General features: G+C 65.5%; 9 protein-coding genes. 6 read left to right on the top strand and 3 right to left on the bottom strand.

Going from position 1 to position 8,813, the window contains the following annotated elements; all coding sequences use genetic code 11:
* The first annotated feature begins 354 nt into the window (after nt 1–354).
* Nucleotides 355–1,467, top strand: a complete 1,113-nt coding sequence (gcvT, locus tag WKB25_RS20935) for a glycine cleavage system aminomethyltransferase GcvT (protein WP_340572765.1) — start codon at nt 355–357, stop codon at nt 1,465–1,467.
* 94 nt (nt 1,468–1,561) lie between these two features.
* Entirely contained in the window at nt 1,562–1,957 is a 396-nt protein-coding gene (gene gcvH, locus WKB25_RS20930; RefSeq protein ID WP_312705544.1) for a glycine cleavage system protein GcvH, read from the top strand.
* A gap of 70 nt (nt 1,958–2,027) precedes the next feature.
* Here the strand turns inward: gcvH and WKB25_RS20925 are convergent, their stop codons facing one another.
* On the bottom strand, nt 2,028–2,549 hold the full coding sequence (locus WKB25_RS20925) for a hypothetical protein (RefSeq protein WP_340572761.1): 522 nt from the start codon (nt 2,547–2,549) through the stop codon (nt 2,028–2,030).
* Nucleotides 2,550–2,733: 184 nt separating this feature from the next.
* Here WKB25_RS20925 and WKB25_RS20920 point away from each other — a divergent pair, with 184 nt between their 5' ends.
* On the top strand, nt 2,734–3,261 hold the full coding sequence (locus WKB25_RS20920) for a hypothetical protein (protein WP_340572759.1): 528 nt from the start codon (nt 2,734–2,736) through the stop codon (nt 3,259–3,261).
* Between the two features lie 63 nt (nt 3,262–3,324).
* On the opposite strand, the gene WKB25_RS20915 is transcribed toward WKB25_RS20920, so the two are convergent.
* Nucleotides 3,325–4,248: a LysR family transcriptional regulator gene (locus WKB25_RS20915; protein WP_340572756.1), complete on the bottom strand. Its 924-nt coding sequence runs from the start codon at nt 4,246–4,248 to the stop codon at nt 3,325–3,327.
* Nucleotides 4,249–4,360: 112 nt separating this feature from the next.
* Between WKB25_RS20915 and WKB25_RS20910 the strand changes: the two genes are divergently transcribed.
* Entirely contained in the window at nt 4,361–5,119 is a 759-nt protein-coding gene (locus tag WKB25_RS20910; RefSeq protein ID WP_340572754.1) for an SDR family oxidoreductase, read from the top strand.
* 126 nt (nt 5,120–5,245) lie between these two features.
* Here the strand turns inward: WKB25_RS20910 and WKB25_RS20905 are convergent, their stop codons facing one another.
* On the bottom strand, nt 5,246–6,646 hold the full coding sequence (locus tag WKB25_RS20905; protein ID WP_340572752.1) for a serine hydrolase domain-containing protein: 1,401 nt from the start codon (nt 6,644–6,646) through the stop codon (nt 5,246–5,248).
* A gap of 287 nt (nt 6,647–6,933) precedes the next feature.
* On the opposite strand from WKB25_RS20905, the gene WKB25_RS20900 reads away from it, so the two are divergent.
* Complete coding sequence (locus tag WKB25_RS20900; protein WP_340572750.1) at nt 6,934–8,262, top strand: MFS transporter; 1,329 nt, start codon at nt 6,934–6,936, stop codon at nt 8,260–8,262.
* A 78-nt stretch (nt 8,263–8,340) separates the two neighbouring features.
* Nucleotides 8,341–8,691, top strand: coding sequence for a DUF1304 domain-containing protein (locus WKB25_RS20895; protein ID WP_340572748.1), 351 nt, complete (start codon nt 8,341–8,343; stop codon nt 8,689–8,691).
* Nucleotides 8,692–8,813: the final 122 nt, after the last annotated feature.

Raw genomic sequence — 8,813 nt, 5'->3', positions numbered from 1 at the left:
CCCCCACCCCTCTCCTTATATGTATCGACATCCACAACCGCTCTTGCCTTCCGTCCCGTCACCGGGAACCTGTCGGGGTGGGGCGGTGTGAGGTGGAGGGACCGCAGGCGCCATGGATGGCGCCTACGAGCCTACAGGGACGTACTTGCGGCGTGTCCCGCAACCCCACATCGCCCCACCACCCCACAGACGTCGCCGAGCCGATGCGCTTTGGCCGTTGCCGTTGCCTGGCTAGTAGAAAGCGCCCGCCGGCCGCAGGCCGGCCAACATCCCCCCGCTGCGCTGCGGCGCGACCTGCGGCCGACCGATCTGGGATAATGCGCGTTCTTGTTTCCTCTGCTGCCGGACCCGGTCATGACCCAGAAGACGCTGCTCAACGATACCCACCGCGCCCTTGGCGCCAAGATGGTCGATTTCGGGGGTTGGGACATGCCCATCCACTACGGCTCGCAGCTGGACGAGCACCACCTGGTGCGTCGTGAGTCGGGCGTGTTCGACGTCAGCCACATGACCGTGGTCGACCTGCGCGGCGACAAGGTCAAGCCGTTCCTGCGCCGCCTGCTGGCCAACTCGGTCGACAAGCTAAAGGCCACCGGCAAGGCGCTTTACTCGTGCATGCTGAATCCGCAGGGCGGCGTCATCGACGACCTGATCGTCTATTACCTGGGCGAAGACTTCTTCCGCATGGTGGTCAACGCCTCCACCCGCGAGAAGGATCTGGCGTGGCTGCGCGAGCAGGCTGCGCCGTTCAACGTCTCGGTCGAACAGCGTCCGGACCTGGCGATCCTCGCCGTGCAGGGTCCGCAGGCGCGCGACATCGTCATCGGCCTGGCCCGCGAAGCCGACCGTGAGGCGTTGGGCAAGCTCGGCCGCTTCGCCGCGCTGCAGGCGCAGTCCGACGACGGCGTTGAACTGTTCGTCGCCCGCACCGGCTACACCGGCGAAGACGGTTTCGAGATCCTGCTGCCGCAGGATGCCGTGGTCGCGTTCTGGAACCGCCTGCTTGCTGCTGGCGTGAAGCCGGCCGGCCTCGGCGCGCGCGACACCCTGCGCCTGGAAGCCGGCATGAATCTGTACGGCCAGGACATGGACGAAGCGATCAGCCCCTACGAAGCGGCGCTGGCCTGGACGGTGTCGCTGGACGAAGGCCGCGACTTCATCGGCCGCGACGTGCTGGAGGCGCAGAAGGCCGCTGGCAACGCACGCCAGATGATCGGCCTGGTGATGGATGAGAAGGGCGTGCTGCGCCATGGCCAAGCGGTCACCACGGCCGGCGGCCAGGGCGAGATCCTGTCCGGTACCTTCTCGCCGACCCTGGCCAAGGGCATCGCATTCGCGCGCGTGCCGGCCGGTGAACTCGGTCAGGTAACCGTCGACATCCGCGGCCGTCAGGTGCCGGTGCGGGTGGTCAAGTTCCCGTTCGTGCGCGAAGGCCAGGCCCAGCCCGGCGTACTCACCGAAGCGTGATCCAAACGTGCCGGTCGTCACTGCCAGCAGTGGCGGCCGGTTGGTTACACTAGCCCCGTTTTTTCCACCCCCTGCATATCTCTGGAGCAGTCCCATGAGCGAGATCCCCGGCGACCTCAAGTTCCTCAAGTCCCATGAGTGGGCCCGTGTCGAAGGCAATGGCCGCGTTACCGTCGGTATTTCCGACCATGCTCAGGGCCTGCTGGGTGACCTGGTCTACGTCGAGCTGCCGGAAGTCGGCACGACCGCCAAGGCCAACGAGCAGATCGCGGTCGTCGAGTCGGTGAAGGCCGCCTCCGACGTCTACAGCCCGATCAGCGGCACCATCGTCGAGGTCAACTCGGCACTGGCCGACAAGCCGGAAACCATCAACGAAGACGCCTACGGCGACGGCTGGATGTTCGTCGTCGAAGTGTCCAACAGCGACGAGCTCAACGAGCTGCTGGACCCGGACGCGTACGCTGAAGGCCTGGAAGACGAAGAGCACTGAGTCGTCGTTTCCCCGGTACGAAAACGGCCACCCACGGGTGGCCGTTTTCGTTTTGGAGGACGCGTCGAACTTATGCCGACCGGTTCGCCGCATGCCATCGCCATGGCATCAGCCGGTGTTGAGCGCGGCCGAAGGGCGTGCGCAGTTTTGCGCAAATCCGCGTTTCCACCCCCGCGACGGCGCGTCCGGATGTGAAAAATTTTTGCCCTTGTTGCGGGTCCGTTGTGCTGGCGTTGGCGAGTGCATAGCCGTGCACGACCACGTCGCCGTGTGGCGTTCCACTCCAGGCCTCTACATCACGCAGAGTGCTTGTTTCAAGTGTTTTTTCTTCGCTGTTGGTACACAGTCGATGGCAGCGACGATGCGCGATGCCGTGTTTGCCGGCGCTCGCGGAGGAACATCGGCAGGCGCGGGAAGGGCTCCCGGGACGCGGCGGATGTGAAAATTTTTCGCGGGGGTTGTTGACAGTAAAAAAAACCGTGATTAGGTTTCGCCTCAGCAGACCTTGCCTGCCAAACCGAGTGCGAAGAATCAATCGTCCGATGCGAAGCAGCCCCTCGAAGACCACCGCGATCCTCAAGACGGTGGACATGGCCCCGCTTCCCCCGGAGAAATGCAAGGCGACCCCTGTTCCGATGCCTGCTCCGCCGATCGTGGCGGGCATCACCGCATCCGTAACGGCGCGCCTGACGCGCCGGCGGTCCCCGCACGCAGCATGGGCGGGTTTGATCCACCTGGGCGTTTCAACTCCCTATCACTGACGAGGAGCCATCACCATGGCAACCAAGAAAGCTGCGAAGAAAAAGCCCGCCGCCAAGAAAGCGGTGAAGAAAGTCGCCAAGAAGGCCGCTGCCAAGAAGGCAGTGAAGAAGGTCGCGAAGAAGGCGACCGCCAAGAAGGCAGTGAAGAAGGCTGCCAAGAAGGTCGCCAAGAAGGCCACGGCCAAGAAGACAGTGAAGAAGGCTGCGAAGAAGGTAGCCAAGAAGTCCACTGCCAAGAAGGCCGTAAAGAAGACCGCGAAGAAGGCCGTCAAGAAGGTAGCCAAGAAGGCCACCAAGAAGACTGCCAAGAAAGCCGCCAAGAAGACCACCGCCCGCAAGCCGGCCAAGAAGGTCGCCAAGAAGGCAGTGAAGAAGGCGGTAAAGAAGACCGCCAAGAAGGCGGTGAAGAAGACTGCGAAGAAGGCCACCAAGAAGGCTGCCCCGAAGAAGGCTGCCAAGAAGGTTGCCAAGCGCAAGCCGGCCGCCCGCAAGAAGAAGGCCGCCCCGGTGGCCCTTCCGGCAACGCCGGCACCGCTGATCTAAGTACTTCCCGATAGCCGTACCCTGAGACCCCTTCCCCGACTGCCCAGCGGGGAGGGGGTTTTTTTATGGCCTGTCTGCGTCTGGCCAGCTGCGATGGTCAGCAGCTTCACAGGGAAACCGCTCGACCAGGAATTCCACGAAGCTGCGCAGCCGGGTCGAGTGATACCGGTCGTGCGCATACACCACGTGCATGGGCCGACCGCGGCGGCCATGTTCCGGCAGCAACGGGACCAGGCCACCCGCATCGATGTCCGCTGCCAGCAGCAGGCTCGACTGCAGGATGATGCCCTGGCCCTGCAGCGCGGCCAGCCGCAACGCTTCTCCGTTGTTGATCTGCAGGCGTCCTGAAGGTGGCTGCGTCGCCGACGTTGCCTCGTTGCCCAGCCAGTGCGACAGCGCCGCCGGATCCAGCGACAGGCATTGATGTTGCTGCAGCGCCTGCACGCTGTGCGGCGTGCCATGCCGTGCGAGGTAGGCCGGTGATGCACACAGGGTCAGCCGATAGGCGCTGAGCGGACGCGCCACCAGGTGCGTGGTGTCGGCAAGCATGCCGATGCGGATGGCGGCCTCGAATCCCTCATCGGCCAGTTCGACCACGCGATCGGTCAGGACCAGTTCGACACTGACCTCGGGGTAGCGGTCCATGTAGGTTGACAGTGCCGGCACCAGCGCATGCGTGCCGAAGATCACCGGTGCACTGATCCGCAGCTTGCCCGCCGGTGCCAGATGGTGATGCTGGGCCTGTGCATCGGTTTCCTCCACCAGGCGCAGGATCTCCTTGCAGCGGCCGTAGTAGGCCTCACCGAACGCGGTCATGTGCTGCCGTCGGGTGGTGCGGCTCAACAGCTGCATGCCCAGCCGTTCCTCCAGGGCGCGCAGGTGCTTGCCGGCCATCGTCGCGGAGATGTCCAGTGCCGACGCCGCGGCACTCAGGCTGCCCTTTTCCACGGCCAGCACATAGACCTGCATGCTCTCCAACAGGTTCATCTGACACCCCGGGTTCTGAATGTTGAAACCTCGCCGGAGTTTATCAATCGAGGGTATTCAAAGAGCATGTCCGCACGGCCAGATGGGCCGGCAGAACCTGGCAGGGCAATACATGAAACTGGATCTTGAAGGACGGACCGCGCTGGTCACTGGCGCAGGCAGCGGCATCGGCGCAGGTGTTGCGCGGGTGCTGGCAACGCTGGGTGTACGCGTGGCGATCACCGCGCGGAGGCAGGCGCCGTTGCAATCGGTGGCGGTCGCGATCGAGGCGGCGGGTGGGCCGGTACCGGTCGTGCTGCTGGGCGATCTGACCGATGCCGACGATGTGCAGCGCATCGCCAGTGCGTCGCTGGAGGCGCTGCAGCGCGTGGATATCCTGGTCAATGCGGCCGGTGGCGCGCGGCTGGCCGGGGTGGCTGCAGCAGACGAGGTGTGGGACGAGGCGATGGCGCTGAACTTCTCGGCGGCACGACGGCTGACGCAGGCGTTGCTGCCGTCGATGCGGGCCAATGGCTGGGGGCGTGTGATCAACCTCAGCGGGTCGATGGAGCCGCGTGCGGTGAATGCCGCGAGCCCGGCGAAGGCGGCGCTGCATCTGTGGAGCAAGGGGTTGTCCTGCGACGTGGCGGGCGAGGGCATCACCGTCAATTCGATCGCGCCGGGGCGGATCAACAGCGCGCAGATCCTGGATCGGCTGCATCCCACCGAAGAGAGCCGGCGTGAGTTCATCGCCCGCAACATTCCGATGGGGCGTTTCGGCGAACCAGAGGAGGTGGCGCACCTGGTCGCGTTCCTGGCCTCACCGTTGGCGGGGTACATCACTGGGGCGGTGATTCCGGTGGATGGCGGAATGCACTACTTCGCCCACTAGCGCTGCGGAACGGTAGAGCCGAGCTCATGCTCGGCTGCTTGAATCAGCCGAGCATGGGCTCGGCTCTACAACAAAAAAAAGGGCGACCCGTGGGTCGCCCTTCTGCTTACGGTCGAGCTCGCCAGCTCAGCGCGGCGAGGCCACCGCGCGGTTGCCCGAGGCACCCTTGCCCTTGCGCTTGTCCTGCTGCGCCGGGGCGGCGCCCTCGGCCATCAGGTTGTCGCTGCCGAAGTCGGTGTCCACATCCAGCCAGCGCTGCGACGGCAGGCCGAGGGCGGCGTCGAGCACGGTCGGCAACAGACCGCTGGGCAGGCCGCTTTCACCATTCCACATGATGGCGATGCCGAGGTCGCGCTCGGGCACCAATGCCACCAGGCCGCGGTAACCCTGCACGGCGCCGGCATGGAACACGACATCGTGACCGGCGTAGTCGAAGGTGCGCCAGCCCAGCGCGTAACCGGCCGAATGCAGGCGTTCGCGGCGCCAGCCCGAGCGCATCTCGCCCGGCGTGTTGATCAGGCTGGAGTGCAGGGTGGCCAGCAGCGGCGCCGGCAGCACGTCCGGGCGGTGGCCGGTATGGGCCAGCAGCCACTGCGCCATGTCACTGGCGCTGGCGTTGACGCCGGCAGCAGGGGCCACGCGGTAATAGGTCGGCTTCGGCGTCAGCGATACCCAGCCGTTGCGGCTGCGCACGTGTGGGCGTGCCCAGCGCGAGCTGGCCTGGATGCCGGCCAGGCCGAGGCTGGCATCGTTCATGCCCAGCGGCTTGAAGATGCGGCGTTCGACCGACTGCTCGTAGAAACTGCCGGAGGCAGCGTAGACAACGTCGCCGATCAGGCTGAAGGCCACGTTCTGGTAGGCGTAGCAGTCGCCCGGCAGGCACTTCAGGCTGGTGTTGGCCAGCTTCTGGGTCAGCGCGTAGTACTCGGCATTGCCTTCGATGTCGCGGTCGTAGGCGTTGTACGGCAGGCCGACGCGGTGGCTGAGGACATCGGCCACGGTCAGGCGGTCGGTGGCCTCCGGCGAGTTCAGGCGGAAGCCCGGCACGTAGTCGGTGACCTTGCTGTCCCAGCGCAGGGTACCGTCGTTGACCAGCAGGCCGGCCATGGTGCCGGCGAAGGCCTTGGACAGCGACGCCAGGCGGAACACGGTGTGGGCGTCGACCGGCAGCGGGTTGTTGACGTCGGTGACGCCGTAGCCGCGCGCGCTGAGCACGCGACCACCCTGCACGATGGCCACCGCCATGCCTGGCACGCGCTCGCCATAGGTGAGCTGCTGCGCCATCGATTCGATGTTGGCGACGTTGAAACCGGCGGCCGGCAACTGCACCTGCGGCACCAGCCCGGTGCGGTAAGCCGCCGGCTGGGTGTGGGCAATGGCGCCACCGGCAGTGGTCTCGATGTTGGTCGGCATCGGTGGCAGGGCCGGCGGGGTCTGCGCGGTGGTGGACAAGGCAAGGGGCATCAACATGCCCAGCAAACCGGTGGCCGCCGAACGGATCGGACGACGCAGGCTGTTCTTTTTCATCGGTTGGAACCCGTGCGCGACTGCTGGGGATGATTCTAGCGCCGCTTTTCGCCTGTGCACAAACAAAGCGAAGATGAATGCGCATCTCGTTGAAAAAGTTGGATTTTTGACGCCGCAAAAGCGGGTATCGGAAAGTGTCGTGCGTGGCCGGCCGTGACACTTCGTTGCAGCCATCGGGGCAGCCTGCGCTGGCGATGTTGCAGTGCATTGGATAACGTACGCGCTTCACTGCCCCCGGAGCCTGCCATGCCGCTGTCCAACCGCCGTTTGCTGGCGAGGGGAGCCGCGTGAGCGCGGCCACTGCGGGCGGTCCGCTGAAGAAGCTGGTCGCAGCGCTGCGCGAGTCGCCGGCGCTGTGGTGGTCGTTCCTGTACTTCTTCTGCCTGCTCAGCGGTTACTACGTGCTGCGTCCGGTGCGCGAAGCGATGGCCGCCTCGGCCGACCTGGAGACGGTGTTCCCGCCGGTGCTGATTGCCTGGTTCGCCAGCCATGGCATCGCGCTGAAGGACTTCGTCCTGCAGTTCCTGTTCTCCTGTGTGTTCGTGATCATGCTGGTGCTGCAGCCGGTCTATGGCTGGCTGGTCAGCCGCTTCCCGCGGCGGGTGTTCCTGCCGGCGGTGTACGGCTTCTTCATCGCCACCCTGCTGGGCTTCTATGCGCTGTTCGACAGCCAAGTGCCGGGGCGGGGCATGGCCTTCTTCCTCTGGGTGATGGTGTTCAACCTGTTCGCAGTGGCCGTGTTCTGGAGCTTCATGGCCGACGTGTTCTCCAATGCGCAGGCGCGTGCCTACTACGGCTATATCGGTGCGGCCGGCACCATCGGTGCCTTCCTTGGCCCGCTCATCACCAGCGCGCTGGTGCAGCGCGTCGGCATCGCCAACCTGATGCTGGTATCGACCGGCTTCCTGATGGTCTGCCTGTTCTGCATCTGGCGCCTGCGGCATTGGGCGGTGCTGCGCGAGCGCGAACAACAGCTGGTGTCGGGCGAGAAGCCGATGGGCGGCAGCGTGCTCGATGGCCTGAAGCTGATCGTGCGTGAGCCGCTGCTGCGCTGGCTGGCGATCATGGTGGTGTTCGGCGTGGGCGTCGGCACCCTGCTGTACAACCAGCAGGCCAGCATCGTGCGGGCTTCGTTCACTGACCCCGCCGCTGCCACCGCGTTCTTCTCGCGCATCGACCTGGCGGTGAACGCGCTGGCATTGCTCATGCAGCTCGGGCTGACCCGTTGGCTGCTGTCGCGCCACGGCATCGCCCCGGCGCTGCTGATTCCCGGCTTTGCGATCCTGATCGGCTTCTCGGTGCTGGCCGCCTCGCCGATGCCGCTGATGGTGGCGGTGGTGCAGGTGATGACCCGCGCCAGCGAATTCGCCCTGGCCAAGCCGGCCCGCGAAACCATCTACACGCGCGTAGACCGCCAGTGGCGCTACAAGGCCGGCGCAGCGATCGACACGGTGGTCTATCGTGGTGCCGACCTGAGCTTCGCCTGGCTGCACAAGGGGCTGTCGCTGTTCGGCTCGCACGTGGTGTTCATCGGCGGTGTAGCCGTAGCCGGATTGATGACACTGGCGGCGTTCGGCGTGCTGCGCGAAGAAAAGAAGCTGCCGCGCGACCGTTGAGGCGCGCGGGGTCGGATCCCTCTCCCATGGAGAGCGCTCTGACCCCATCACCCCATCTACCTAGCCAAGGAAACCTCCATGTACTGGATCGCACTCGCCCTCACGTTGCTGGTCGCCCTGCTGCACGTCTATTTCCTGGTGCTGGAAATGTTCCTGTGGACCCGCCCGCTGGGCCTGAAGACGTTCCGCAATACGCCGGAGAAGGCGGAGACCACGCGCGTGCTGGCGGCCAACCAGGGCCTGTACAACGGCTTCCTGGCGACAGGCATCGTGGTGGGGCTGGTGCTGGCGCAACCGGTGCTGGTGACGTTCTCGCTGGCGTGCGTGGTGGTGGCGGGGTGCTATGGCGCCTACAGCGTGAGCCGGCGCATCTTCATGATCCAGGCGGTGCCGGCGATCCTGGCGTTGGTGTTTCGCGCACTGGCGTGATTTCCGGCCAACGGCGCAGCCCCTCGTGGGTGGCCGCTTAGATCAAAAGCCGCGCTTGGCGGGGCGGGTGGGCCGTGCAGGGGACGCTGCAAGTACGTCCCTGTAAGCTCGATGGCGCCATC

The organism is Stenotrophomonas sp. G106K1 (genome assembly GCF_037969685.1).
GTDB lineage: Bacteria > Pseudomonadota > Gammaproteobacteria > Xanthomonadales > Xanthomonadaceae > Stenotrophomonas > Stenotrophomonas lactitubi.
Note: the sequence above shows the minus strand (reverse complement) of the source record. Positions and strands in the feature narration are given on the sequence as shown.